Source organism: Andreprevotia sp. IGB-42, from assembly GCF_009848685.1.
In the GTDB taxonomy this organism is placed as follows: domain Bacteria; phylum Pseudomonadota; class Gammaproteobacteria; order Burkholderiales; family Chitinibacteraceae; genus Andreprevotia.
Map to the genome: position 1 here is coordinate 1 of NZ_WXTX01000005.1, position 25,012 is coordinate 25,012.

Genomic DNA, 25,012 nt, shown 5'->3' on the forward strand with positions numbered 1-25,012 from the left:
GTATGTCCAATCTGATCCGATTGGGTTGGCGGGCGGGAGCTTCTCTACTTATGGGTATGTGGGTGGAAGCCCAATCGTAAATACCGACTCTCAGGGACTCTTTCTCGATACCACCGGCGCATACACGGCAACATCAGCCGCGGCGGGATCGATAACTGGTACTTCGGCCGCTGTTGCTGGTGCAGGTATAAGCGTTGCTGCTATCGGCGGAGTTGGTATTGGGCTGGCATTTAATTACTCAGTCGAGCAAATAACCGGGCGGTCACCAGGCGCCCATATTTATGATCTTCTCCATCCTGCGGCAATCAATCAACTTCCGGGCGGAAATGCTACAACGAGAGCACCCTATACTCATTTGCAAGAGCGGGAGGCTAGGAGCTTTCAGCCGGATCCATTTGCTTGCTTAGGGGGAGGTGGTAAACGAAACCATTGCGACCAATTGGCAAATGCCATTAACGTCCTTCGTGCGCAAATTGCTTGGCGGAAAACGGATCTCAATCCAAAGTCACCCAGTTACCAGCCTCATCTAAAGCATATTGCCGATTTGCAGAAGGAACTTGAACGGCTTGAGCGCGCTCATCGCGATATTTGTGGTTGATAGATGACCCTAGTGTTCAAATTAATTTGATTGAGAAGTTTTATGGATAAAGATAATGATATCAAAGTAGCTAGGCTTGATGGATATTTAAACGGAATTTCCGAACTAAGCGGACGTATTCGAGAGTATGCCTCTTTTGCTTATGCTTTTTCTGTGTTGGATGCCAGCAAAAGCGTTGCTGATTTGTTGGTTGAGTACTATTCGCCTCAGGTGCGATTGGAGTTTTCGAGTGTAATTGAATTGGCCGGAAATCTGGATGATTTGGAGGCGGAGTTGTGGGGGTGTTTGTCTGTTGATACTCTTGGAGAGTTGGGCGGTTTATTCAAAGAATTGTTGGTCGAGCGTAATAAATACTTGGCGTTCAGAGTTATGGATCAAGTGTGCGATATAGCAGATTCGATTGGGGGTTGTCGAAAGGTATTTAAGCTTGAGAGGAAGGGGGTCGATGAAACTGATTGTACATATTTTGGCTTGTTATTTGATGGGTCGATTCTTTTTTTGCAGTTCAATAAAATGAGCTATGACTGAGTGCCTATTTTGCGGAGACCCAGGATCAAGTCTTGCATTCCAACAATGTATTGGTTGTTAAGTTGTTGGTGTTGACCTGTCCCCACCGCCCAATACCGCTACAACGCATTAGGCCAACGTACCCAGAAAACCAACCCCAACGGCGTAACCCGCTTGTCTATGACCAACTGAAATCCACAGGATGAAGGCGGAAAACCCCATGGGGCAACGAAGCCGGCCACCTGCTGGGCGAATACCAGGCCAACGGCACCCCCATCCAGGAAACCGTCTGGCTCGGCGACACCCCCATTGCCGTCCTCAAACCCACTGCCGACCCCGCCAACCCCAAGGCCTACTACGTGTGGGCGGACCAGCTTGGCACCCCGCGGCAGATCACCGACCCGGCCAGCAACGCCGTAGTCTGGCGCTGGGACAGCGAAGCGTTCGGCAACACGCAAGCGAACCAGGACCCGGGCAACACCGGCAATCAGTTTGTGTACAACCTGCGCTTCCCGGGGCAGTACTATGATGCGGAGAGCGGTCGGCACTACAACTACTTCCGGGATTACGACCCCCAAACGGGGCGGTATGTCCAATCTGATCCGATCGGGTTGGCTGGGGGGAGCTTCTCCACGTATGCATATGTGAATGGAAATCCAATTGGCATAAATGATCCATTGGGTTTGATGGGGGCCGGCGGACAACGGCCATGGACATCTACAGCTACTCCCAAGAAAATATATGCAAGAAAATTAACAGAGTGCGAGATTGATGTGCTTCAGGATTATTTTCCTGATTTTGATTTGCATCAGATTTATTTGCACAATCCGCCTGGATCAATTTTGCCGTTTCCTGGCTCGGATGGAACAACTTTTGGCAACGATGTTTATGTGAATGCTTCTGACTACAATGGGACCAACTTAGAAACGAAAGTATTGTTAGGGCATGAAGCAACACATTCAAGACAGGCGAGTCAGGTGGGCGGGACTGCTCCGTTTGTAGCGATTTATCTACTACATGGGCTTTATAATAAATATCGAAATATTCCTGAGGAAGTGGAGGCGTATAAGATGGGCGATAGAATTCGTAAAGATTTGAAAGGAAATAATTCCGATGGCGTGGTCGATTGTTCTTGTCGAAAATGAGCGTTCTTATGATGAGAAATATACTGGTTTTCGTGTTGATTGTAATGCTGGTTTCTGCTTGCGATGCGCAGACCACCATTCGTGGGCATGTTACGGATAAAAATAATAATCCTATTCCAAGTGCAAAAGTATGGTTGGTTTATGGTTCTTGGTCATCAGATTCTGACGTGGCATCTGATGGGCGGTTTTCAGTGACAATGATTCACGGTAGTGGAGAGACGCCTCAATTCATTGTAATTGACAGTAGTCATAAGACCTATACGCAGCCGATCAATAACAAAGATAGAAAATTGGATAATTTGCACGTTATTCTAGAAGAGGGTGCTCCTACAGAAATAACAGCAAAAGAAAGTCCTGGGGCTTAATGCTCGCGCCATTTTTTGCGGGGAGCGAATCGGATGGATCACCGACCTTGCTCTTGCTGATACCAGCGGATTCGGCTATGACGAAGCTGCCCCCCATACTGGGAGAATACCAAGCCAACGGCACCTCCAGCCAAGAAACCGTCTGGCTCGGAGACACCCCGATTGCCGTCCTCAACCCCACGGCCGACCCTGCCGACCCAAGGGCTCACGTATTGGCGGACCAGCTTGGCACCCCGCGGCAGATCACCGACCTGGCCAACAACGCCGTGGTGTGGCGCTGGGGTAACGAAGCCTAGACCGAGCTTGTTCGGCCATATCAAACAGGTTTGCAACACGCAAGCGAACCAGGACCCGGGCAACACCGGCAATCAGTTTGTGTACAACCTGCGCTTCCCTGGGCAGTACTATGATGCGGAGAGCGGTCGGCACTACAACTACTTCCGTGACTATGATCCGAGCACGGGGCGGTATGTGCAGAGTGACCCGATTGGGTTGGCTGGGGGGAGCTTCTCTACTTATGCCTATGTGAACGGGAGTCCGATTAATAATTTAGATGCGCTTGGTCAAGATGTATGCCGTTATGAGAGCGATATAGATTATCAGCATCAATGGATTGAAATTGGTGGCGATTCTAACCGAAGCTATGGCGGATGGCCGGATGATAATCCATTTGGCGGTCCTATGAAGGTCTTTAACCCGGATCCAAAAAATAAAGAGAAAAATCTGAAGGAAACAGAAAAAGAATGTACAAAAACAACTGTTGCGCAGGATGCTGAAATTGAAGGTTGGATAAAGAAAAACTATCAGATAAACAGTACTAGTAAAAATATAAATGGCCGTTATTTTTTTGGTGTTAGGGATTGCCGGGCTTTTGCTGGAGCTGTCATGAGAAAAGCCAAAGAGGTTGTAGATGGCTCTTCATCGACCAACGCGGGGAAATAAAGTGGTGAGTTTTTTAAAAGCGAGAAAATTTTTTTTTTTATTTACTTTATTTGTGGTGGGTTTTGCCTATTTTACATTTGCTGTTGTTCCAAAGGAACGGTTGAGGACGGCAACTTCACAGGCAGTTTCAATTTGCCGTGAAATTGCGATTGGCCGGAATGGATGTGCCAATTTTGAAGTATTCACTGAGCTGAAAGATCGTCCTGAAGATCCTTGGGGGAATTACTTTAGATGTAAACAGGGGGAGAGCGGCAATGTGGTTGTATTCTCGCGTGACTACAATGTTTACGATAGTGGCGGGAGGGCGCAAGTGGTTTGCACTTCAGAGGGGAAGCAGATGAAAAATAGTTGTTTTTGTAAGGTTGATCGTCTGTGAATGGCTGATTCAATACCTCTTGGAAGTTCCGAATCAAATTCTCACCTATAACCCCTAATCATGGGGCCTTAGTGAGGGCGGAAACCCCGCGCTGGGCGAATACACCACCAGCGGCCCCCACCCAGGAAACCATCTGGCTCGGCGACACCCCGATTGCCGTCATCAAACCCACTGCCGACCCCGCCAACCCCAAGGTCTAATACATCTGGGCCGACCAACTTGGCACCCCACGGCAGATCACCGACCCGGCCAACAACCAACTGGTATGGCGCTGGGACAGCGAAGCCTTTGGCAACACGCAAGCGAACCAGGACCCGGGCAGCACCGGCACACAATTCGTCTACAACCTGCGCTTCCCTAGGCAGTACTATGATGCGGAGAGCGGTCGGCACTATAACTACTTCCGTGACTATGATCCGAGCACGGGGCGGTATGTCCAATCTGATCCGATTGGGTTGGCTGGGGGGAGCTTCTCGACTTATGGGTATGTGAATGGGAATCCATCCCGTGGGATCGATCCGAGTGGGCTATTTGAAAGCCATCCTCTCCTGCGAGCGCTCGTTCCCGGTCAAGTGCTATACGACAATATGCTGACTCATATTGAGCAGGGTAATAATTTGGACGCCGCGATTAGTGGCGCTGCGATGCTGGGAGAGCAAGTAGCTACGGTAGTGACGTTGGGTGAGTATGGAGCACTCAAGCAGTCATACCAATGCGCTAATACAACAGCACCTCGCCTTGCTGCGGGTGCGAAAGGTGAGTTCCCATCATTGCCCTCTGATGTAAGTAACAAAATTCTTGGCGAGCTTGCTGGATGGGGAAACGGGGCGAATGATGCTGTAGCAAAAGTTATTCAGGGATACACCAGAGCGGAAATTGAAGCTATACAAAAAGCAGGAGTTAGCATGGCGGATATTGCCTCTTGGAAAGCACGGTATGAAGCTATGGCAAAAATTGCTTTGTCCAGAGATAATCCAAATGCGATTGTTCCCGCTGCTCGGGCCAAGTTAATGCAGTACATCATGGAGGCGATGAAATGAAATTTTCCATTAAGAACAAGGGGTTGGATGGAATTATGGTTTACATTGAACCGTCTTGCGACGAAATTTTCTTGCAAGCTGATGATGTCTTGTTATTAATGGCGAAGTTTGAAAGTGAGGCTCCTTTTGAATTTGATGTTAAATCTGATAGCGTGGTTATATGGATACCTCATGGAAATTCGGCAGACGCATTTATAAATGGCAGCGAAGTCGAAACGATGTGTAGCAAGTTTACATGGTGAATATAAAAGGTTCGCTAACCAATGGTTGGCACTTTGTCACCGGGAGAGCATGACGAAAAGGAAGGTGAGAAATGCGGGAAATGCGCATTGATTGCAGGTTGCAAAGTCGTGATCAGATCACTGGCGGATTGCTGATGGAGCTGATCCCCACTTGGCTGAGGATGCTGCTGTGCGCAAACAAGCGATTTTTATCAGTGAAGATGCTTCGGTTTTATCGATCCGGCTATTACCAGACGCTGGCCAAATTATGAAAACTATGGGCATTGGGTTATCAGCGTTATCTCCGTTTCTACTTGGGCGGAGATTGTGGTTGGAAGTCTGGGATCAGGTCTTGCATTCCAACAATGCATTCCTAAGTTGTGCTATGGACGACCTCGGCGCATTGAACTTTCTGGAGGCCTGATCAAGTCACTTCTCGTGATGATCTGCGCGAAGGCCATGCACCATACAGAAGATCCATGCACAAGATCGCTCCCCGTTGGCGTTCACGATGCCACCGCCAGCAGGGCAATCAAGGTGGTAGAAAATGTATGATTGCAAGATCTGACCCCGGATTTGCAGCTTGAACAACGGCGCCCTCACCGCCGTCCAGATCGGCAGCCAGCCCCTCGCCAGCAACATCCAGTGGTCCAGCAGCATCGGCGCCCAAAGCTTCACCTACGGCAACGGCCAACTGTGGGCCCGCAGCAGCGACAACACCGGCCGCATCGCCGGCCTTGCCCTTGGCGACACCATCCGCAGCCACGGCTTCGACAACGTCGGCAACATCAAAACCATCAACGACATCGCCCGACCGCAACTCAACCAGAACTTCAACTACGACAATCTCGACCGCCTCACCCTCGGCAACGTCGGCGGCATCGGCTACAACTACACCTACGACGACAACGGCAACCGCACCAGCGAAAACCACGGCAGCAGCACCACCCTCTACAACCACGCCGCCACCAACAACCGCCTCAACAAAACCACCGGCAGCAACCCCCAGACCTACAGCCACGACCCCGCCGGCAACCGCCTCAACGACAACAACGGCCTCGTCAACACCTACAACGACGCCGGCAGAATCAGCCAGATTACCCGTAGCGGCACCACTACCCAATACAACTACAACGCATTAGGCCAACGCACCCAGAAAACCAACCCCAATGCCGTCACCCGCTTGTCTATGACCAACTGAAATCCGCAGGATGAAGGCGGAAACCCCTGTGGGGCGACGAAGCCGGCCACCTGCTGGGCGAATACCAGGCCAACGGCACCCCCATCCAGGAAACCGTCTGGCTCGGCGACACCCCGATTGCCGTGCTCAAACCCACTGCCGACCCCGCCAACCCCAAGGTCTACTACGTGTGGGCCGATCAACTCGGCACCCCGCGCCAGATCACCGACCCGGCCAACAACCAGATCGTCTGGCGCTGGGACAGCGAAGCCTTTGGCAACACGCAAGCGAACCAGGACCCGGGCAACACCGGCAATCAGTTTGTGTACAACCTGCGCTTCCCTGGGCAGTACTATGATGCGGAGAGTGGTCGGCACTACAACTACTTCCGTGACTATGATCCGAGCACGGGGCGTTACGTCCAATCTGACCCGATTGGGTTGGCTGGGGGGAGCTTCTCGACTTATGGGTATGTGAATGGCAATCCGCTGAGTGACGGCGACCCTTTAGGTTTGGTAACTCAATGTGAACTTTCAGCACTACGTGAGATTATTAATATTTATGGTGAAGGCCCCAAAGTTGGGCCTGAGGGAATCACAACAGATCCTACCGCTACCAGAGGGTATGGGCATACAGATTTTGGAGGGCCTATCACGCTTCACACAAACCCAGCATATGCAGATCAATATGCTGGGTCAGCTACTGCTACACATTCCTTGGCAATGTTGGTGTCCACTGGCTTGCATGAAAACATCCATCAAAAGCAAAGCAGGTGGGAGCATAGAAAAGATGCATGGCGCGAATTTTTCTCTGGTGGAGATAATAGTCATGCTCAAGATCGCGCTGAGGCAATAATGCAAAGAAACCCTAATATAATTAATGACTACATGAAACGCATTGAAGATTGTCGGAAATGTTCAAAATTCGACCAGGTGGTGAAGTGATGCTTGGGAATGTAAAAAATAACAAAGTGATCGGGTTTGTTGTGTTGATCGCTGTTTTGTTGTGCCTTGGGGTTTATTGGGCGGGGGCTCTCCTTGGAGAAGAGAGTGAAAATAGGCTTTATCTTGCATCGGTAGTTTCTTCTTTTAATGGGAGAGCGGCTGAATTTAAAAAAATATTAGCGACCGAAAAAAGCGGTCGTGATATTTTAAGTAATCCCAATCATCAGTTTAAAGGTGTTGATGAGATAATTTTTGGAAGGGGCGGAGAGGTTATTGTTCTAAGTAAGGAATACAACAGGATTGTTGTATTAAGAGTAAATAAAAACGGACGGCGATTGTGGGATTGTGAGACCTTTCCTCGTGTTTCGTTTAAATCCATGTGCGAGATGTAGTTGCCGGATGGAACTCTGGGGGCAGATATCGTGTTAAACGGTAACTCCTGTTTTTCCGCGATTTACATAAAGAGTTTGCCCGATGTGGTCACACTATAGATCAGGCGGGCCAGCTTGCGCATCACGGCCCCGACCGGTGGCTTTGGGGCTAGGTATCCCGTCTAGGTTAATTGATCTTTAACAGGCTAGTGAGAAACTCGCCGCCCCTTGCTTCTGGCGGAGGTTGAGGCAGAATCTCGCCTCAAACCAGCCCTCTACTTTTCCCATTTCCCATGCGCGGCCAAGAGAATCCTCAGTCGTCGATGTTCAGCTACGTCAGCCTGGCGCGACGTCACCCCATCTTCAGTAGCACTCCACTTTGGAGTCCGGGGTTAGTTTAACTGCTCGTGCTGCCAATTGCCGGGCATACGCCGATGGCGTCAGCCCGCCCAAGGTTTTCTTGGGTCGCTCCTCGTTGTATTCTCGCCGCCAAGCCTCAATCAGCACGCGGGCATGAGCCAGACTGGTAAACCAGTGCTCGTTCAGGCACTCATCCCGCAAGCGTCCATTGAAGTAAGTAATAGGGGACGGACCACGATTTAATCGTCATGCCCCGGCAACCCCAATGCCCACCCGCCCGGTGGGCATTGTCGCTTCTGGCCTTTCCCCATCAAGCCGCCGATCCAGTCCGGCCGCTACACCACCTTCAGCTCGATTTCCTGACGGCGCTGCTCGTCCCGCGCCAGCCGCCGCATGCTCGTCATGAAATCAGCCACGGCCTCGTCGCTGGCGTCGCAGTGCGTGCCCGGATCGGTCGCCGGCCTCACCCCCGGCGACACCATCCGCAGCCAAGGCTTCGACAACGTCGGCAACATCAAAACCATCAACGACCTGGCCCGACCGCAACTCAACCAGAACTTCAACTACGACAACCTCGACCGCCTCACCCTCGGCAACGTCGCCGGCGTTGGCTACAACTACACCTACGACGACAACGGCAACCGCACCAGCGAAAACCACGGCAGCAGCACCACCCTCTACAACCACGCCGCCACCAACAACCGCCTCAACAAAACCACCGGCAGCAACGCCCAGACCTACAGCCACGACCCCGCCGGCAACCGCCTCAACGACAACAACGGCCTCGTCAACACCTACAACGACGCCGGCAGAATCAGCCAGGTCACCCGCAGCGGCACCACCACCCAATACAACTACAACGCATTAGGCCAACGCACCCAGAAAACCAACCCCAATGCCGTCACCCGCTTGTCTATGACCAACTGAAATCCGCAGGATGAAGGCGGAAACCCCTGTGGGGCGACGAAGCCGGCCACCTGCTGGGCGAATACCAGGCCAACGGCACCCCCATCCAGGAAACCGTCTGGCTTGGCGACACCCCCATTGCCGTCATCAAACCCACTGCCGACCCCGCCAACCCCAAGGTCTACTACATCTGGGCCGATCAACTCGGCACCCCGCGGCAGATCACCGACCCGGCCAGCAACGCCGTGGTGTGGCGCTGGGACAGCGAAGCGTAGGCCGAGCCTGCTCGGGCCGTATCAAGTAAGATTGCAAACACGCAAGCGAACCAGGACCCGGGCAACACCGGCATACAATTCGTCTACAACCTGCGCTTCCCGGGGCAGGACTATGATGCGGAGAGCGGTCGGCACTACAACTACTTCCGGGACTATTATCCGAGCACGGGCGGCATATGCAAAGTGACCTGATTATTTGCCTGGAGGAGGGCTTCCTTTATTGGATGTGTGAACTTTCTCAATTTGGGTGTTTAATTGATCGGCAACAAAAATAGATTTGTCGATGCAGCTAGTTTTGAATTGTCGAATATATTTTATGATGCCGTTGGCAATTACTATGACTATTGATATTAAAGTTGCAAGTTGTGATGATGTTTCAGTCAAAAATGGTGTGATTAATTTTGGTGACGTAGATTTTTTTAAAGGTACTATCCTCGCAGCAAGGCGCTGGGTAGCATCAGCTACCTCCCCGGAGGGGGCTTTGTCTTCTGTTTTACAATTCGTGTGTGATACCCTTTCCAGAGGGTTGCCTGAATATGAACTATGGATTCTTGTTGGCAATTCTGCATGGCAACCTGATACGAGAATTATTCGCTACAAAAGATTATGGAAAATTCTGATGGAACAAGGGTTTGAATTATCAACCTTGCGTCCGTTGCCAGAAGTTCTTGTGGAACGAGATGGGGAGCTACGGTTTTTTGGGGTGTTTCGACTTCAGAATGCGTCGACATCTGTTGTAAAAATGATGTTGAGTGAATATCGAACGTATATGCTTGCGATTCCCGGTGGTTTGAAAATTCAAGATTTTTTGAAAATTGATTGGTTGGGAAATGTTGAGGATGATGGCCACTTCTTAAGTGCAGTTGGCAATGGTGGAGGGCTGGCGATCAAGGTGGTTGGTGGATTTGATGATCAAGAGCGCGGGCTTGTCGCTATTGGAAAGCCCTATTTGATTGGATCGCTTTTGAATTGAAGACTCGGTGGAAATGAATGTTAAGTGTTTCGCTTTTTCTACAAGTGCTGAATATCCCTTTCTAATGCAGCAGCCTACTTGCTGGGCAATAGCAGATGAACAATGCCCTATCAGGAAGCCATCTGGCTCGATGCTCCCCATTGTCGCGCGCAAGCCCATTGCAGATTCAGCATCTCAAGACGATTACATGTAGGCCGACCCGCGCGGCGCCCTTGCGTTAATGATTGAGTCCACCAAAAACACATGATCTGAGGGGGATGGAGGCGCTTGGACCGAACCTTGTCCAGCAGGGTCGAGCAGATCTGAATCGAGAACGATAGGCCGAGCACGGCCTGCTTGAATATTGCCGCCCGTACCTTGGCCGGGATCGCCGCTACAGTTCGTGCTACCCTGCGCGGTTCTTTCAAAGCAACGCCCGGAGCGCCCGATGTTTACCTGTTTGAACCAGCCTTGTGGCGCGCAGTGGAAGCTGGAAGAAGTGGTGATCAAGAACGAAGGGCAGGGCGAGTTGTTCCGTTGCCCGTTGTGCGGCGCCCGCAACCGGGTGATCCGCAGTGAAAAGGCTAATGGCAAGGTCACCTACAAGCAGGTGCGGCCCAAGCTCTGATGGCGTTGGTTGGGCGCGTTGCGAGTGCGGCTTTGCGGCAGGTGGCTTGAGCACATCTGGTTGCTGAGTGAGGGTAGCTGAACCACCGGTTGTTGCGCTGGCCGGCGTGATGCAATGTCGCGCTGATCACATCGGGGCGTTACCGTGATGTCGCGCTACGCACTGAAGTGGCTCCCATGAAATACTGAAGCTGATATTGGCGTGGCTCTGCGTGGTGCTGATGTTCTTCGACATCATTTACCGCGACGCCATCCTGCCATTTCATCGCCACTGTTTGATCTGCTGGCGTGGATTGCAATCGGTGCGGCGATGCTTTGCATGAGGGTATTGAGCAAACGATAAGCTGCAGAATGGTGCAGCGGTTTGTGCGCTCTTCCTGCTGGCAATGCACGGGACCGCCGGACTGCATTCTTGCCAGCCTGTCCTTGTCGTGCCTGGCACTGATGCTTGCAATGCTGTTGATGGCTGCGGGTTTTGCCGGCGCTGAACTAATCAGGTCAGCCTGTATCTGCTTCGCGCTTGTCCGTTCACCGTTGCCCGTTTCAGCGCTTCAAATTTCAGTATGCTTAAGGTATAAATCGCACTCCTTGCTAGTTTAGAGAAATTCTCATGAAATACTTGTTTGCCGCCACCAGCCTGTTGCTGACCACGACTGCGTTTGCTGGCGAAATCCCCAGTGTGCCGACAACCATTGCGCGTGAAGTGATCACCAGCGATAGCCAGACCCTGGCTGCGCCGGCGGTGTCGTTCCGCTTCTCTAACGATATCGATGCGCAGGCAAGCAGCGTTACCTTCCAGATGCAATACACGCTTGATGGCGGTGCGGCATGGAAAACCACCGGCAATGCCACGCATATCAAGCTGGCCGATGGCGTAGTGGGCACGCAGATCGCCCAAGGTAGTGCTGCGGGCCAGTTCAAGGTGGATGCACTCAAGATCAGCGGCGATGGCAAAACGCTGTTTGCCACGCTCACAGTCAATGCCGGTGCAGCTGCGGTGATCCGGCAGCCGGTGATCAGCATTGCCGCTTCGGGCACGCTGACGGATAGCCCCACCATTGGCCAGCTGAAGCAGCTGTCGGGCACGCTGGATCGCTGTGATACCGCGGTAAAAGTCCTGAAGGTATCGATCAAGCACTATCTGGCGCTGTCTGATCCGCAAACACTGGCTAATGATAGCAATGCCACTGCGAGTGAACACCTGAGCGGGAGTCCTAAAACCCTGCAGAATTTGCTGCTGTTCTCATCCAATTTGCTGGTGATTGTAGGCAGGTCGGGCGGTAACGCCGCATTGAGCGCTAGCAACGGATACAGCGCATTTGTAGGTAGTGTCACCGCGGCAGACGACTGGATTCCTTCTTCATTCATCAGCAGCAAACTCCTCAACCTGGGGTTTGTGCGGGTAGGTTCAAATGCCCACGGCTATGACCTGGATCTGACCCAACAGTATCTGTTGAACGGCATGAATGCCGCAGGGATATCCGCCACTGCCAACGCAGCAGTCCAGGATGGCCATATCGAGGCGGAACGGCTGGATGTGGAGATCAACGCATCGCCGGCTCCGGCCAGTGGCAGCAAGCTGTTCCTGTCCAGCGCGGCCGATTGCAGCGCAATCATTCCGGGCAGCAGCGTCAGCTTCACCAATAGCTCGTCCGGCCCCATCCAGTTGTCGGTGCAGACTGGCCAACTGGCGGCAGCGCTGTCTGGCGACACGGCCAAATCTGTCTACATTTGTTATGACGTTACTGGCGCCAGCAGCATCCCCAGCACCAACTTCACCGTCAGCGCGGCGACACTGGTGAAGGCCGCGCAAGGCAATGCCTTGATGGCCGAGCAGAACAACCGTTGCGATGGCTCGCTGTACAACCTGGCTGGCTCGATCAAGATCGATATCCGCAACTATGCGGCCGATGGCCGCAGCGATGGCTGGATTTCGGTGCTGCGTGTGATCAACGCCAGCGAAACACGCAATGCCGAGGTGTATGGCCAATACATCCTGGCCAATGGCAAGTATGGCAAATGGGGCAAGCTGCTGACGCTGGCGCCGCGTGCCGTGGCCATGCTCAATCCGACGGAAGTGGCGACCAAGCTGGTGAATGCGCCGACCGCGCCGGGGGCATCGGAAGACAGTGCGCCGTCGGCCTTGGGTGCTGCACCACGCCTGCGCATCACCTCGGAGACCACCGACAGCCTGCGCGTACAGAACTACCTGTACAACCCGCTATCGCAGAACTTCATCGAGGCTTCGGGTACGCAAGGCGCGGACCTGATCACCGAAAACCAGCGTATCCCGGCAGCGCAGCTGCTTAACCAGGACGCACAATTCGGCCTGAACGGCGGGCGCTAAGCCAGTACGTGGGGTGTGGCTGCAAGGGCTGCCCCCACGCGGCCGGGGCCGGTACTGTATTAAAATGGCGCCGGTCCATATCGGGCATCAACAAAGAGAAAGATGATGGAAGCCCGCATCCGCGAAAATTATCAATACAAGGACAGCGAAGAGCTGCTGGCATTGCGGGCCAGCAATGATCTGACGGATGTTGCACGCCGGATACTCGATGAAGAATTGGCTGCCCGCCAAATCGCGCCAGGCGAGATCGCGGCGGGCACGCAACTGTATGCCGATCTGGCGTCGGTACAGCAGGAGGGGCAGGCAGCGTTGGCGTCGATTCCGGCCCGCTTCATGGCCAAGCTCATTGATGTGTGGGGCGTGGCATTGATCGGTTTCGGGATCAACTTCCTGCTGGCGCTGATGCTGCCTTTGGCTGCCGCTGATGTGCTGTTCACTGCCACGGTGGTGCTGTTTGTCGCTTATCTGTTTGCCAAGGACGGGATTGCCGGTCGAAGCCTGGGTAAGCGTGCAATGGGTATCATGGTGGTTGATGCCGACACCGGCAAGCCGTGCTCGGTGCCAAAATCCATCCTGCGCAATGTCCTGGGCTTTTTCCTGGGGTTCATCGATGCGCTGTTTGCGCTGGGCGCAAAGCGGCAACGGTTGGGTGACATGGCGGCCAATACCCGGGTGATCAATAAATAGATGCGGCTTGCGGCTTGCGGCTTGCGGCTTGCAGCATGCACGGCGCTGATGCCTACTCACCGCGCTGAAACCAAACCGGCAGCGGGTGCTGCATTGCCTTGAACGCGGGGCAGCTTCGGGAGCGGGTTGAGATCGCGGTACACCACCAGCAGCGTGGAGATTGCCAGCCACGCCATTCATGATGCCGGAGGCCGGCATCACATCGCTGCATGTCGGCCGCACCGCTGGTTACGAGTGCGTGAGGCAGGTGGCATCCCAAACGCCGCCACTTTTGTAGCTGCCAGGGAAATCGGCATAGCGGATCACCGTGGTATCCCCGTCTGCCGGATCGTTGATCTCTATGGTGGTGATCGGCCCAGTATCATCGTAGCCGGTGATCACCACCGGATGGCGTTCTGTGCCTTGGGTCCAGCGTATGGCTACCACCACTGGCTGCGCGGCATCAATTTCGCCAGTCAGCGCCGGCAAGGAGATGCCGCCTTCAGTTTGCTGATGCAGGTGTCCAAGATGCTGCAGTGCTTCCGCCAACAGGTAGGGCCGATTGCATGCGCTGCTGGAGCCATCGATACAACAATTTATCTGGTTGAATGCCCAATTGGCCAGCTCGCACTGGCTGGTTGTTGCGCGGGGGTCGTAATAGCGGGCCACGCTGGCAGTGACTGCTGCCCATGCCCAATGGGTTTGCTGCTGCCGCTGCATGGCAAACCGGAGTTGCGTGCGTGCTTGCTGCTGTGGCAGGGAATCCGGCGTGGCATCGCCTGCGGGGGGTGCGTTGTACATGAGGATCTCCATGGGCTGGGTGCCGGGGGCCGGGTGTGGGCGGGGTGGGGATCTGGTCGATCAGCGCGCATTCCGGCGGCAGCTTGTTGTATCCCTTGGCGGGATGAGGCATGCCCGGTATTTGCTTTGGCGCCTGATCAGTATACTGAAATGCTGATGTCATGGTGGGTGGCGTGCGACAGCAGGTGGTGATGCCATCAGAGCACCGTTTGCCGTTTCGCCATCGCAGCTTGCAGCGAGGATGGATTACCCGGTTTGCTACCGTCCTGGGTGCCACCTGTTAGCATCGCGGCTTCACCTTTGGCCACAATCCAGTCCATGTTTGTTCAACAAATCGAATTTGCCCCCGCTGACCGTGCGCCTTCCGCGGCGCTGGCCGATCTGATCTTTGCGTATCAAGGTGTGCTGCTGCGCAACGGCCAGGTGTGCGGCGAAGGCTTGCCGCTGTGGTTTGCCGATGGCCGCTACAAAACCACGCTGCTGACCCCGGCGCGAGATTCGCTGGCGGCGCGATTTGGCAATCGCCATGTGCATGCGCAGCTGGCTGCATTGGGTGAATACGGGGTTACCATCACCACGCAGGTGCTGGGTGAGGATGAACAAAGCGTGCCGGCATGCAACTGTGCAACCTCCGGCGGCCATATCCTGTTCACCACGTTCATCTCGCACGAATCCCCGGTGCGCTGCCTGGATTGCTTCGGCGCTGTGCCGCTCTACACGCTGCCGCTACTGGCGGGCGGAGAGCATCATGAACTGATCTCCTGGCAAGCCGCTTACCAGCGCTGCGATGGTTTACAGATGGGCAATACGCTGCAGCGTGCAGCCACGCGTCAACTGACCCGTATCGATAGCAGCCTTAGCCAGAGCGGCATTGCACATTGCCGTACATTGAGCGCGCTCACCAGTACGCCGTTTTACTTTTACCTGTATCACGCCAGCGGCCGCAGCCACCGTGCCGAAGCACAGCGCCCATGCCCCGGGTGCGGGCAACCGTGGCTGTTGCCGCAACCGCTGCATGGCTTGTTTCACTTCCGGTGCGATGATTGCCGATTGCTGTCCAATATGGCGTGGGATGTGGTGCGCTAAGCCAGTCGATATTCCGTCAGCCAAGTTCTGCAAGTATCGCTGCATTGTGCAGCCGACCAACCGGAAAGGCCGTTGGCGCGTGAGCTGCTTTGCGATAACGGTAGGCAATGATTGTGGCGGCGGCGCCCATGCAGACCAGTACAGGCGGTAAAAGATTCATGTCCATATCCGGGTTTGTCATGAACAATGTACGCAGGATCACGATGAGCATGATCGCCATCATCATCCAGATGAAGGGTGAGCGCTGTTTCAGCACCGTATAATCGGTGATGACAAAGCCTGCCAGCAGCAGATTGCCCATGCTGAGCAGGACACTCAGGTCAAAGAGCGCAGGCGCAACATTGAACAGCAGGCAACCAAGCAAGACTGCAACAGTGGATGCCAGCCACGATATGCCATAAAGCAGCAGACAACGCCGTGCCAGCGCCTGATTCAATGCCTTGCCCTGCGGCGTGCCGGGCAAAAGCAGCAGCAGGCTCTGGTCACCCCGGGTGGCATACAGGGTCTGTCTCAACGTGCCCAATATCGTGATTGGTGCAGCCATCAGCAACGGTAAAGCATGCCAATCCAATGCGTTGAACAAGCTTGGCCAGAACGCGCGGCTAGCCAGCATTGTTGCAACGCTACCCGCACAAACCATTAGCCCTCTCCCAGCTTGCGTGGACGGTTGGAAAGCACTGCCGAGCGCGGCAAACATATCCTGTTTGGATGAGCATCCAGACCTATGCAGGCGTCGGGACAGGTACTGTTTCAGCTGGTCGATACCGGTTTCCGCCATGTTTGGCAACGTGCCTCCCTGCTGAGTATGAAGCGAGGTCAGTTTCCACTGATACCAACGCCAATGCGCATCGCTGCTACGCGGGTAAAGCCGGGCGACCATGACCATGCCGGCCAGTAACAAGCCGCCAAGAAACAGGATATTGAGCGCATCGTGAGCGTATGGAAGGGTAGTCAACATCTTCATGCGGCGGGAATTGATGGCGTAGTAGGCTGTACCGGACAGTACCGGTAGCCACAACAAGAACACCAGACCCCGGACCTCGCGCTGTGACCACGCAAAAAGCATGAACAGGTACAGCAGGCCGGCCCACCACCGCGTGAAATGGCCCCATGGCAATGCAAGTCCCGTGGCCAGCAGCGCGCTGCTGCCCAGCCACAATGCATAAGTCAGCCACATCAACCGTTGCCGGTGCCGTGGCACCAGCTGCGCATTGGCTGGCGTGTGCTGGCGCAGGCTGAAACGGATATGCGCAGCCCACCACGCCAGCGCCAATGCCACGCCGGGAATCAGCCCGCCGAATATCCAAACCACCTCCCAGAATGGCCCGGCCAGCAACCCGATCAGCGCCAGCAATAACAAGGGTATGAAAACCCACAGCATGCGCTTGTCCATATTGCGCCAGAACGCCAGCAGCGACAGGCGTAGCATCAGTGGGTAGGCATTCATCGGGTGACCTCGATGAACAAGTCTTCCAGGCTGACGGGGGCGTGCACCAGCACCGGGTTGGACGCCAGCAGTTGCTGCTGGAATGGTGTGATACGCGCCACCACGCTGGTCTGGCCGGTGTGCCCGAGCATGCGGCTGAGTGGCTTGAGCGCCAGTTGTTCCAGCGCGGCCGCCGGGCCGGTGATGCGCCGCACGCTATCGAGCAGGTCATCCAGCGGCGCCTGCAGCGCAATCTGCCCTTCATGCAGGAAGGCCACATCCATGGCCACCCGCTCCAGGTCGGACAAGATGTGCGTGGAGAACACTACGGTGCTGCCGCGCTCCAGCACGTCGTCCACCAGCTCGCGCAGGAAATCTCGACGGCCAGCCGGGTCCAGGCTGGCCACGGGTTCATCCAGGATCAGCAGATCGGGCTCTGGCGCCAGCGCACGGATGATGGATAGCCGTTGCTGCTCGCCCACCGAGAGGCGTGCGATGGGTTTATCCCGCGCGATATCCCAGCGGTCGAGCAGGGAGTCGGTCTTGGGCTGGTTCCAGCGCGGGTAGAACGAACGGAAGTAAGCCAGCATCTGCGTGGCGGTCATCCAGCCGAACAGCTCGGCCTTTTGCGGCACGTAGCCGATGCGCGCGCGGCCGGCATCGCTGAGGGTGGCAGGGTTTTCGTCCAGCAGCGTGATGGTGCCCAGGTCCACGTCGCGCAGGCCCAGCGCGCATTCCAGCAAGGTGGATTTGCCTGCGCCATTGCGCCCCAGCAATCCATGGATGCGGCCTGGTTCCACCTGCCAGTTCAGCCCGCCAAACCCGCCCAGCACGCGCTGCAGGCCGTAGGATTTGGCAACGCTGGCAAGCTGCAACAGCGGTTGGGTCATGGTTTTTCCTCCAGGAGTTGTTGAAGCAGCGCCAGCACGGCGGCAGGCTCCAGCTCCAGTTGTTTTGCTTCCAGTGCGGCGCGCTGCAAGGTGCCGCGCAGCAGCGCCAGGCGTTCATCCTGGCCGTGCGTGGCTGCGCCCTGATCGGCCACCTGCATGCCCAGCCCACGCCTGCGCAGCAGCACACCTTCCAGCTCCAGCAGGCTGTACACCTTGGAAACCGTCATCGGGTTGACGGCCAATGCCTGCGCCAGCTCGCGTACCGATGGCATCTCGCTGCCCGGCTGCAATTGCCCACCCGCAGCCAGCCGGCGGATCTGATCCATCAGCTGGCGGTAAATGGGCTCGCCCGAACCGGGTGAAACCGACAAGGCGTGAAGTAGGCTCATTGTGTGTATGCTGTATTGGTTGATTAATACACTAGATGTGCTGAAGATCGATGTCAAGCATGCCGTTGGCAACTTGCCGGGCATGGCAAACTGTCTTCAGATTGCGATGGGGTGCAGGCCGGTCAGGTCGGGTTGCTGTCCGGCTTGCAGGCAGGAGCGGGGCGGGTTTGCTGAAGGTGCTGCTGGTGGATCAGGCGCTTGCCCATTGCGGCAACGCATTCACACTGGCCCGGGCTTGCCGTTCTGCCACATGCGCTACTGCCTGGCGCAGCATGGTGGGGGCGACATAGCCGCGGTGTGCGCGGTCGATGGCGCTCATGTAGAAGCGGCCGAACAGGTTCTTGCAATGCACGCGTGTGCCCAGTGTGAAGCGCACGCTGCCATCGAGGATTTCCACGGCGGCGCACGAGCGGAACAGCAGGTGTTTATCGTCCGCACCCAGTACCACTTGCGCCAGGCGGTCGTCTGGCGTGCTGGCCTGCGCCAGGACCGGAAAGCGGTTGTCGAACAGCTGTTCGCGGTTGGCAGACAGCAACGACGATACCGGACAGCCCAGCGTGGAGGTGCGCAGCCCCATCGGCCGCACCAGCAGGTTGCGGAATGCCATCATGCGCGATACGCCCGGGGGGGCGTTTTGCAGAAAGCCTTCCAGCAAGCCGGCCAGCAATGCATGCGCGCTGCGGCTGGGCAGATTGGCCGCCGGCAGCGTCAGGCTGAAGGTGTCCTGGTGATATAGCGGCAGATCGGCCAACTGGCCCAGCAACAGCGAATGGGCGGGTGGGGCGGCCATTTCTTCCACCGCATGGCGCGCGCCGTTGTCTGCCAGAAAACCGGTGGTGCCACGCCAGCGGCCCCAGCGCCCGCGTACCAGGCCGCTGCTGCAGCGGGCGGTTCTGCACAGCAGGTGCTGCAGCGAGCCGGGTGGCGCATCGAGCGATAGCGTGATGGTGGGCAACTGGCGGTGCGCCAGTGGCGTTTGCGTCAGCAAATCCTGCACATTTTGCGGCAATAGCTCGGTCAGTGACGGAATGGTGGCCAGGTTGGCCAGCACCTGCGCACGCAACGCATCCGGCAGATTGCCGCCCAGTTCGTCGGTATGGCACGACAGCGCGAAAAACGCAGGGTGCAGTCTGCCGGCCAGCGGGGCGAACTGGTGCCAGGTTTCGCCGCCGAAGCGCACGGTGAACAGGCTGTCCGGCGGGATATTGATGCATTGCAGGCAATCGAAAAAATGCTGCGGGTTGTGCGCCAGCTGCTCGGGCGCGGCGGTGCTGAAGCGCAGTTGCGCGCCGCCACTGCCGGATATCGCGGTAAAGATGCGGTGGCCGGCATGGCGGTGGAACGGGTGCCCGTTCGGGCCGACCGAGAACGAATACAGCGCGGTGGCATCGCCCCTGGCAAAGTCGGTGGCACCCAGCCGGGCGGATGGCTCATCCAGTTCGTCCACGTATTCGTCATGTGCTTTCTGCCGTGCGAACACGCCTTCATACACATGATCGCCCGCGCCATGGCCCAGTTGGGCAATCAGCGAGACTTCCACCGGCAAACCACCCGTCTGCGACGGAATGCGCGCGGAGGGAAAAGTGCGGATCACTTGCTTGAATTCCGGCATGGCAGGCCCTTGGGCTGGATGGAAAAAGCGGCACCGACGGGGATGATTGTGCTATCTGTAGCAGCGGGGAGCAACCCTGCCGTTTTCCTGCGGCCCACGCCACATGGTGTAGCCGGTTTGCCAGCGCCGGACGCCGATCTCCCCGATCAGATCACCTCGACCAGATCATGACCAAGACCATCCTTGTTACCGGTATTTCCGGCTTTATCGCCAAGCATTGCGCGCTTGAACTGCTGCGCCATGGTTACCGGGTGCGGGGCCCTTTGCGTGCGCCGGAGAAGGCTGCGGAAATCCGCACTACGCTTGCGCAGCACTGCGATATTGCCGGGCTGCCCATGGTTGAAGCAGATCTGCTGGCGGATGAGGGATGGGCCAATGCCTGCGCCGGGGTGGACGGCGTGCTGCATCTGGCTTCGCCGTTTCCGATCCGTGATCCGCAGGATGCGGACGCGCTGATCCAGCCGGCTGTGGCGGGAACGATGCGCGTGTTGCAGGCGGCCATTGCGGCCGGGGTGCCGCGCTTTGTGCACACCTCGTCGATCGCGGCCATCGTTGCCGGCCACGACCCGGGCCGCGTGGCCGCGTTCACGGAGGCGGACCGGAGCATCCCGGATGCGCCAGGCGTCAGCGCGTATATCCGCTCGAAAACGCTGGCCGAGCGTGCCGCGCGTGATTACCTGTGCACGGCGGATGCCGCGATCCACTATGCCTCCATCAATCCGGGTTGCCCCCGGCTGTCCTTCCCCGTTGTGAATGTCCGCGACATTGCCAGGATGCACCGGCTGGCGCTGGAAACCAGCCAGCGGGCGGGCGTTGGCAGTTTCTTTTATCTATCGTAATCGACACCATGAGCAAGAAAATCGAGTTTGGTAACCTGTATGTCGAAGTGCCCGACGATCATATTCTGGCCAGCAGGGCAGCGACCAGCGTGCCCGCGTAAAGAAAGGCAGAGAAAACGGCTACGCCAGAGACACTTGAGGAAGTGGCGTACATTCCGCGCGATGTGTTCAATCTTGCGCCCAGCCGCCACGAGGACGAAGACGGCATCAGCGAGCCACATAGCGCGTGGTTGCGTAACGGGTTCCTGATTGCTGCCGTGCTGGTGCCGTGCGGTTCCCTGATGCTGGCTGTGCTGGCCTTCATGATCAGCGAAGGCCGGCCATTGAAGCAGATCTTGTTTGCCCTGTTGCTGGCAACCATACATACCACGCCGTTTTACTGGCTCTGGCGGAACGCCCATCGCAAGGCACGGGAAAAGGCCCAAGCAGGAACCAAGGGCTGATTCACGGCGTCAGGCTCTGCCCCGGGGCTATTTTGATCTGACCGTTTTTGCATACGCATCCAGCGCGGCGAGCAGGTCAGTGCTTTCCGCCCAGGAGAGAGCCAGTTTTTCGCCTTGATCCGCCCCCTTGCTGCCGATCACCATTGCCAGATCCTGGCGGTTTTTCGCGGGAATCTCGCTTTCAGTGCGGCTATTGGTGATGGCCAATGTATATAGCGCATAGGCAACGACCAGATTGCGTGGTACGCCTTTCCCGGATTGATAAAACCGCCCCAGGTTGTTTTGCGCGCCAGCTGAGCCTTGTGCTGCAGACTTGCGGAACCAGCTGATCGCCGTCTTGATATCCTGTTTTACGCCTTCGCCATTCTGATACATGAGGCCAATGGCATTCTGGGCCAGCGCATTGCCCTGGTCAGCTGCTTTGCGGTACCAGTGCAATGCCTGGGCATAGTCGCGGTTTACCCCTTGACCATATAAGTACACATAGCCCAGTTTTTGTTGCCCCTCCGCCAAGCCTTGCATCGCCGCACGCTTGAACCAGGCAATAGCTGTTGCCTCATCCTGTGCGACGCCACGGCCATTGAAATAGAGCAGGCCCAGGTTGACCTGGGCGACGGCCAGGCCCGCATCCGCGGCGATCCGGTAGAGCCGGGCAGCTTCGGCATGATCCTGCTCCATGCCGCGGCCGGATTCTCGCAGCAAGCCAAGTTGCACGTGGGCCGAGGTGTTGCCCTGGTCGGCCGCCTTGAGGTACCAGTCGATGGCCTGGCTGTAATCCTGTTCGCGGCCGGCGCCCGTCTCATAGCACCATCCAAGCCTGACCTGGGCGGGGGCATAACCCTGGTTCGCAGCTTGCTCATACCAGTTGGCAGCCCCTTCCGGATCTGCCGGCCGGCCCCGCCCTTCGGCATACAGCGTACCCAATGCGGTGATGGCTTCCGGCAGATTCTGTTCGGCAGCCTTGGTGAGCCAGCTGCCGGCCTTCTGCATGTCCTTGTTCACGCCGAGCCCGGCCGAGAAGGCGATGCCCAGATTGTACTGGGCCAGCGCGATGCCCTGTTCCGCCGCCAACTGATACAGGCGCGCCGCAGCAGCATGGTCCGTTGCCGTGCCGCGGCCGGTGCTATAGGCATATCCAAGATTGAATTGCGCTTCGGCATCGCCGCTCTGCGCGGCCTTGCGCAGCCAGATGACGGCTTCGGCATCATCATGGACCGCCTCCGGGCCATGGAAATACATCCGGCCAAGCTGCGCCTGGGCCCGCACCGAACCGTGCAGCGCGGCCTTGCGGTACCAACTGATCGCTGTTGCGTCATCCTGCGCCACGCCGCTGCCCGCCTCGTAGGCGCGGCCCAGATTGAATTGCGCATCGACGTTATCCTGTGCGGCGGCTTTGCCGTAGAGCACGGCGGCCTGTTCTTCATCCTTGTCCACGCCACGCCCGGACATATACAGGATGCCCAGGTCGTTCTGGGCCTGGGCGTGGCCCTGGTCGACCGCCTTCTGAAACCACATGACAGCCAACTGGTCATCCTGTGGCACGCCCTTGCCTTGCAGGTACAGGTAGCCCAGCTCGTCCTGCGCAAGGGCATTGCCCTGTTCCGCAGCCTTGCGCATCCATGCTGCGGTTTGCGCCGGATCCGTGTCGACCCCGGCGCCGGTGTTGTACATCATGGCCAGATGGACTTGCGCCTGCACCAGCCCCTGATCGGCCGCCTTGCGGTACCAGATGGCCGCCTGCGCGGCATCTGCCGGCATGCTCATGCCCTGCCGGTATAGCTGGGCCAGCGTGTATTGCGCTTCAGGCAGGCCCAGATCGGCTGACTTGCGAATCCACTGCAGCGCTTGTGTTTCATCGCCTGCCTGGCCATCTTCGGGCAGGTAGACCATGCCCAGCTTGTACATGGCCCGGGGATTGCCCTGCGTGGCCGCCTTGCGGTACCACGCTGCAGCCTGTTGCTTGTCCGGCTTCATGCCCAGGCCCAGATCGTACATGCGGCCCAGATTGAATTGCGCCTCCAGGTAGCCTTGCGCGGCGGCCTTGTTGAACCATTCCAATGCCAATGCCGCATCCTGGGCTACCCCCACGCCATCGGCATATAGCACGCCCAGATTGTTCTGCGCACTGGCCGAACCCTGTACACCCGCCTCGCCATACAGCTTGAGCGCCAGCGCCAGATCCTTGGGCACGCCACGGCCGCTCTCGTAAAGGACTGCCAGGCTGTTCTGGCCTGCCGCAAGGCCCTGGTCCGCCGCCTTGCGGAACCAGCGCGCAGCCTGTGCGTCGTCTTGCGGCACGCCGTGGCCGTCCAGATACATCGTTCCCAACGCAAACTGCGCTTGTGCATCGCCACGCTCGGCCAGCGGGCGGAATTCCTTCAGCGCCTGTGCGTAATCATCGAACTGATAGGCATAGACACCATCGCTGAGGTCGGCATGGGCGGGGGTGGCCAGCGCGGTGGTCAGCAACAGGGCGAGCAGGGTTCTTCTGGTCATGGCTTGCAGGCGGCGGGCGGGGTCGTCATTCTGCCCGTGAGTTTTGAGCCCCGGCAAGCAACGACTGATGGTTGGCGGGGTGGCTGTGTGGCCCGTTTTGCGATGCACCGCGCTTAGGTCGTGGATGCCGTGAGCGGCTGGCTTTGCAAACCGGGGAAACAACCGGCCTGCCTTGTCGCCGGGCGGCAGGCATCCTATACAGATACGCGTGTTTGATCATGCAATCTGCATTTATTAGGAGACCGGGCATGTCTTGGAACAAGGGGGGGCGTGGTGGCGGAAGAGGCGGTGGCGGGCAGCGGCCCCAGCAGGAAAAATCGCACAGCCTGACCCGGATGCAGGAAGGGCCATATGTTTTTCCGGTTCAGGCGCCACACAATGCTTATACCGGACGCCCGCAGCCGCAAGTTCCGTCATTGTTTGGCGGCAATGTCGATCGCGGTGAAACCCATGTCGATACGGTGCGCAGGGAGACCCATGAAGAAAGCCAGGGCCATTTCCAGATGATGCCCGGCTCGCACACGCAGCACCCGTCGGTGGATGCAGGCAGATATCAGCAGCATCTGTTCACTTCCGTGGTGCAGCCGCACACGCCGGTAAACAGCGGTGACCAGCATGGGCAGGAAACGCGCGAGATGAGCGGCCACTTCATGCCCAGCCTGACCGAGCTGAACACGCCGACGCCGCTGACCACAAGCAATGTGCAGCAGCACCTCACGCAAAGCTTCATGGCGCACGCCGGACAGCAGAACTTGCAGGTTACCCGGCAGGATGTCGACGAGCGCATGGGCTGGCATACGATGCAATTTGCGCAGCAGCAGCTGGTCAATGACAGCCAGGTCTTCCACGCAGCGCAGACCAATTACCAGCAAGCGCGGGATGGGTTGATGCCGCCGCCGTTCACCTCCCGTCATACGTCGCCATACCAGCAAAGTATTGCCGACGAGGCTTACAACGCCATGCCGCCGTTGCCGGTGCAGCAACATGTGCTCCCGCCTGTCCAGCAGCAGGTGCCGCCGCGCCCTTCCGCGCAGGGCTTCATGGATATGGAAATGCAATCCGAAGCGGAATTCAATGCGCGGCGGCAAGAGGGGACTGGCGGGTTCGGCAACTTCTGACCATCGCGTGCTACCCGTCTGCCTGCGCAGTCGTGCGGCTTGGAAGCGACGGTTGCAGGATGCTGCCTGGTTGCGGTTTGGCCTGCCGCG

General features: G+C 56.9%; 29 protein-coding genes and 3 pseudogenes. 25 read left to right on the top strand and 7 right to left on the bottom strand.

Features of this window, described 5'->3' with window-relative positions:
- The 16 genes and pseudogenes from IGB42_RS21875 to IGB42_RS08890 all read left to right on the top strand — a co-directional run.
- Positions 1-598, top strand: a 598-nt coding sequence (locus IGB42_RS21875; protein ID WP_201799877.1) for a hypothetical protein, incomplete at its 5' end; no start/stop codon positions are given.
- A 42-nt stretch (positions 599-640) separates the two neighbouring features.
- The gene (locus IGB42_RS08830) at positions 641-1,126 is read left to right on the top strand and encodes a hypothetical protein (RefSeq protein WP_159670160.1); all 486 of its coding nucleotides are present in this window, start codon (positions 641-643) and stop codon (positions 1,124-1,126) included.
- Between the two features lie 90 nt (positions 1,127-1,216).
- Positions 1,217-1,297, top strand: a pseudogene (locus tag IGB42_RS22650) (hypothetical protein); the annotation flags it as partial.
- Positions 1,298-1,464: 167 nt separating this feature from the next.
- Positions 1,465-2,250 carry an RHS repeat-associated core domain-containing protein gene (locus tag IGB42_RS08840; RefSeq protein ID WP_201799878.1) on the top strand — a complete coding sequence of 262 codons (786 nt, stop codon included), beginning with the start codon at positions 1,465-1,467 and terminating at the stop codon, positions 2,248-2,250.
- An 8-nt stretch (positions 2,251-2,258) separates the two neighbouring features.
- Positions 2,259-2,615: a carboxypeptidase-like regulatory domain-containing protein gene (locus IGB42_RS08845; RefSeq protein WP_159670163.1), complete on the top strand. Its 357-nt coding sequence runs from the start codon at positions 2,259-2,261 to the stop codon at positions 2,613-2,615.
- Between the two features lie 77 nt (positions 2,616-2,692).
- Positions 2,693-2,911 carry a hypothetical protein gene (locus tag IGB42_RS22170; protein ID WP_159670166.1) on the top strand — a complete coding sequence of 73 codons (219 nt, stop codon included), beginning with the start codon at positions 2,693-2,695 and terminating at the stop codon, positions 2,909-2,911.
- Between the two features lie 7 nt (positions 2,912-2,918).
- Positions 2,919-3,557 (top strand): RHS repeat-associated core domain-containing protein, encoded by a 639-nt coding sequence (locus IGB42_RS21965; protein WP_236822536.1) that lies wholly within the window; start codon positions 2,919-2,921, stop codon positions 3,555-3,557.
- A complete protein-coding gene (locus tag IGB42_RS08860; protein WP_159670169.1) occupies positions 3,526-3,933 on the top strand; it encodes a hypothetical protein in 408 nt (135 codons plus the stop codon). Before IGB42_RS21965 ends, IGB42_RS08860 begins: the two co-directional genes overlap by 32 nt.
- A gap of 71 nt (positions 3,934-4,004) precedes the next feature.
- Positions 4,005-4,133, top strand: coding sequence for a hypothetical protein (locus tag IGB42_RS22435; RefSeq protein WP_255461447.1), 129 nt, complete (start codon positions 4,005-4,007; stop codon positions 4,131-4,133).
- Between the two features lie 60 nt (positions 4,134-4,193).
- Positions 4,194-4,451: pseudogene (locus IGB42_RS22655) on the top strand (RHS repeat-associated core domain-containing protein); the annotation flags it as partial.
- A 69-nt stretch (positions 4,452-4,520) separates the two neighbouring features.
- Positions 4,521-4,973: a DUF4951 domain-containing protein gene (locus tag IGB42_RS22175; protein ID WP_236822537.1), complete on the top strand. Its 453-nt coding sequence runs from the start codon at positions 4,521-4,523 to the stop codon at positions 4,971-4,973.
- On the top strand, positions 4,970-5,215 hold the full coding sequence (locus IGB42_RS08870) for a hypothetical protein (protein WP_159670172.1): 246 nt from the start codon (positions 4,970-4,972) through the stop codon (positions 5,213-5,215). Before IGB42_RS22175 ends, IGB42_RS08870 begins: the two co-directional genes overlap by 4 nt.
- A 71-nt stretch (positions 5,216-5,286) precedes the next feature.
- Complete coding sequence (locus IGB42_RS08875) at positions 5,287-5,466, top strand: hypothetical protein (RefSeq protein WP_159670175.1); 180 nt, start codon at positions 5,287-5,289, stop codon at positions 5,464-5,466.
- A gap of 311 nt (positions 5,467-5,777) precedes the next feature.
- Entirely contained in the window at positions 5,778-6,395 is a 618-nt protein-coding gene (locus IGB42_RS08880; RefSeq protein ID WP_159670178.1) for an RHS repeat domain-containing protein, read from the top strand.
- A 122-nt stretch (positions 6,396-6,517) separates the two neighbouring features.
- The gene (locus tag IGB42_RS22530) at positions 6,518-7,318 is read left to right on the top strand and encodes an RHS repeat-associated core domain-containing protein (RefSeq protein ID WP_304505712.1); all 801 of its coding nucleotides are present in this window, start codon (positions 6,518-6,520) and stop codon (positions 7,316-7,318) included.
- On the top strand, positions 7,288-7,710 hold the full coding sequence (locus IGB42_RS08890) for a hypothetical protein (RefSeq protein ID WP_159670181.1): 423 nt from the start codon (positions 7,288-7,290) through the stop codon (positions 7,708-7,710). Before IGB42_RS22530 ends, IGB42_RS08890 begins: the two co-directional genes overlap by 31 nt.
- Before the next feature lie 331 nt (positions 7,711-8,041).
- On the opposite strand, the pseudogene IGB42_RS08895 reads toward IGB42_RS08890, so the two are convergent.
- Positions 8,042-8,262, bottom strand: a pseudogene (locus tag IGB42_RS08895) (transposase); the annotation flags it as partial.
- 189 nt (positions 8,263-8,451) lie between these two features.
- Between IGB42_RS08895 and IGB42_RS08900 the strand changes: the two are divergent.
- The 5 genes from IGB42_RS08900 (at position 8,452) to IGB42_RS08920 (ending at position 13,843) form a co-directional block, all read left to right on the top strand.
- Entirely contained in the window at positions 8,452-8,976 is a 525-nt protein-coding gene (locus IGB42_RS08900) for an RHS repeat domain-containing protein (protein ID WP_159670184.1), read from the top strand.
- Positions 8,977-9,567: 591 nt separating this feature from the next.
- Positions 9,568-10,203, top strand: coding sequence for a hypothetical protein (locus IGB42_RS08905; protein ID WP_159670187.1), 636 nt, complete (start codon positions 9,568-9,570; stop codon positions 10,201-10,203).
- Positions 10,204-10,630: 427 nt separating this feature from the next.
- On the top strand, positions 10,631-10,810 hold the full coding sequence (locus tag IGB42_RS08910; RefSeq protein WP_159670190.1) for a hypothetical protein: 180 nt from the start codon (positions 10,631-10,633) through the stop codon (positions 10,808-10,810).
- A gap of 609 nt (positions 10,811-11,419) precedes the next feature.
- Positions 11,420-13,156 (top strand): hypothetical protein, encoded by a 1,737-nt coding sequence (locus IGB42_RS08915; RefSeq protein ID WP_159670193.1) that lies wholly within the window; start codon positions 11,420-11,422, stop codon positions 13,154-13,156.
- 102 nt (positions 13,157-13,258) lie between these two features.
- Complete coding sequence (locus tag IGB42_RS08920) at positions 13,259-13,843, top strand: RDD family protein (protein ID WP_201799880.1); 585 nt, start codon at positions 13,259-13,261, stop codon at positions 13,841-13,843.
- 228 nt (positions 13,844-14,071) lie between these two features.
- Here the strand turns inward: IGB42_RS08920 and IGB42_RS08925 are convergent, their stop codons facing one another.
- Positions 14,072-14,623 carry a C39 family peptidase gene (locus IGB42_RS08925; protein ID WP_159670196.1) on the bottom strand — a complete coding sequence of 184 codons (552 nt, stop codon included), beginning with the start codon at positions 14,621-14,623 and terminating at the stop codon, positions 14,072-14,074.
- A gap of 318 nt (positions 14,624-14,941) precedes the next feature.
- Between IGB42_RS08925 and IGB42_RS08930 the strand changes: the two genes are divergently transcribed.
- Complete coding sequence (locus tag IGB42_RS08930; protein WP_159670199.1) at positions 14,942-15,709, top strand: DUF2310 family Zn-ribbon-containing protein; 768 nt, start codon at positions 14,942-14,944, stop codon at positions 15,707-15,709.
- A 16-nt stretch (positions 15,710-15,725) separates the two neighbouring features.
- Here IGB42_RS08930 and IGB42_RS08935 read toward each other — a convergent pair whose 3' ends face one another.
- The 4 genes from IGB42_RS08935 to IGB42_RS08950 all read right to left on the bottom strand — a co-directional run bounded on the left by IGB42_RS08935 (position 15,726) and on the right by IGB42_RS08950 (position 20,026).
- The gene (locus IGB42_RS08935) at positions 15,726-17,156 is read right to left on the bottom strand and encodes a hypothetical protein (protein WP_159670202.1); all 1,431 of its coding nucleotides are present in this window, start codon (positions 17,154-17,156) and stop codon (positions 15,726-15,728) included.
- Entirely contained in the window at positions 17,153-18,025 is an 873-nt protein-coding gene (locus IGB42_RS08940) for an ABC transporter ATP-binding protein (RefSeq protein ID WP_159670205.1), read from the bottom strand. Before IGB42_RS08940 ends, IGB42_RS08935 begins: the two co-directional genes overlap by 4 nt.
- The gene (locus IGB42_RS08945) at positions 18,022-18,414 is read right to left on the bottom strand and encodes a GntR family transcriptional regulator (protein WP_159670208.1); all 393 of its coding nucleotides are present in this window, start codon (positions 18,412-18,414) and stop codon (positions 18,022-18,024) included. The genes IGB42_RS08940 and IGB42_RS08945 overlap by 4 nt, the downstream gene beginning before the upstream one ends.
- A gap of 190 nt (positions 18,415-18,604) precedes the next feature.
- On the bottom strand, positions 18,605-20,026 hold the full coding sequence (locus IGB42_RS08950) for a DUF2867 domain-containing protein (protein ID WP_159670211.1): 1,422 nt from the start codon (positions 20,024-20,026) through the stop codon (positions 18,605-18,607).
- 167 nt (positions 20,027-20,193) lie between these two features.
- Here IGB42_RS08950 and IGB42_RS08955 point away from each other — a divergent pair, with 167 nt between their 5' ends.
- Positions 20,194-20,865: an NAD-dependent epimerase/dehydratase family protein gene (locus IGB42_RS08955; RefSeq protein ID WP_159670214.1), complete on the top strand. Its 672-nt coding sequence runs from the start codon at positions 20,194-20,196 to the stop codon at positions 20,863-20,865.
- 143 nt (positions 20,866-21,008) lie between these two features.
- On the top strand, positions 21,009-21,308 hold the full coding sequence (locus tag IGB42_RS08960; protein ID WP_159670217.1) for a hypothetical protein: 300 nt from the start codon (positions 21,009-21,011) through the stop codon (positions 21,306-21,308).
- Positions 21,309-21,335: 27 nt separating this feature from the next.
- Here IGB42_RS08960 and IGB42_RS08965 read toward each other — a convergent pair whose 3' ends face one another.
- Positions 21,336-23,804 carry an SEL1-like repeat protein gene (locus IGB42_RS08965; RefSeq protein ID WP_159670220.1) on the bottom strand — a complete coding sequence of 823 codons (2,469 nt, stop codon included), beginning with the start codon at positions 23,802-23,804 and terminating at the stop codon, positions 21,336-21,338.
- A 143-nt stretch (positions 23,805-23,947) separates the two neighbouring features.
- On the opposite strand from IGB42_RS08965, the gene IGB42_RS08970 reads away from it, so the two are divergent.
- Positions 23,948-24,922, top strand: a complete 975-nt coding sequence (locus IGB42_RS08970; RefSeq protein ID WP_159670223.1) for an NUDIX hydrolase — start codon at positions 23,948-23,950, stop codon at positions 24,920-24,922.
- The last annotated feature ends 90 nt before the right edge of the window (positions 24,923-25,012 follow it).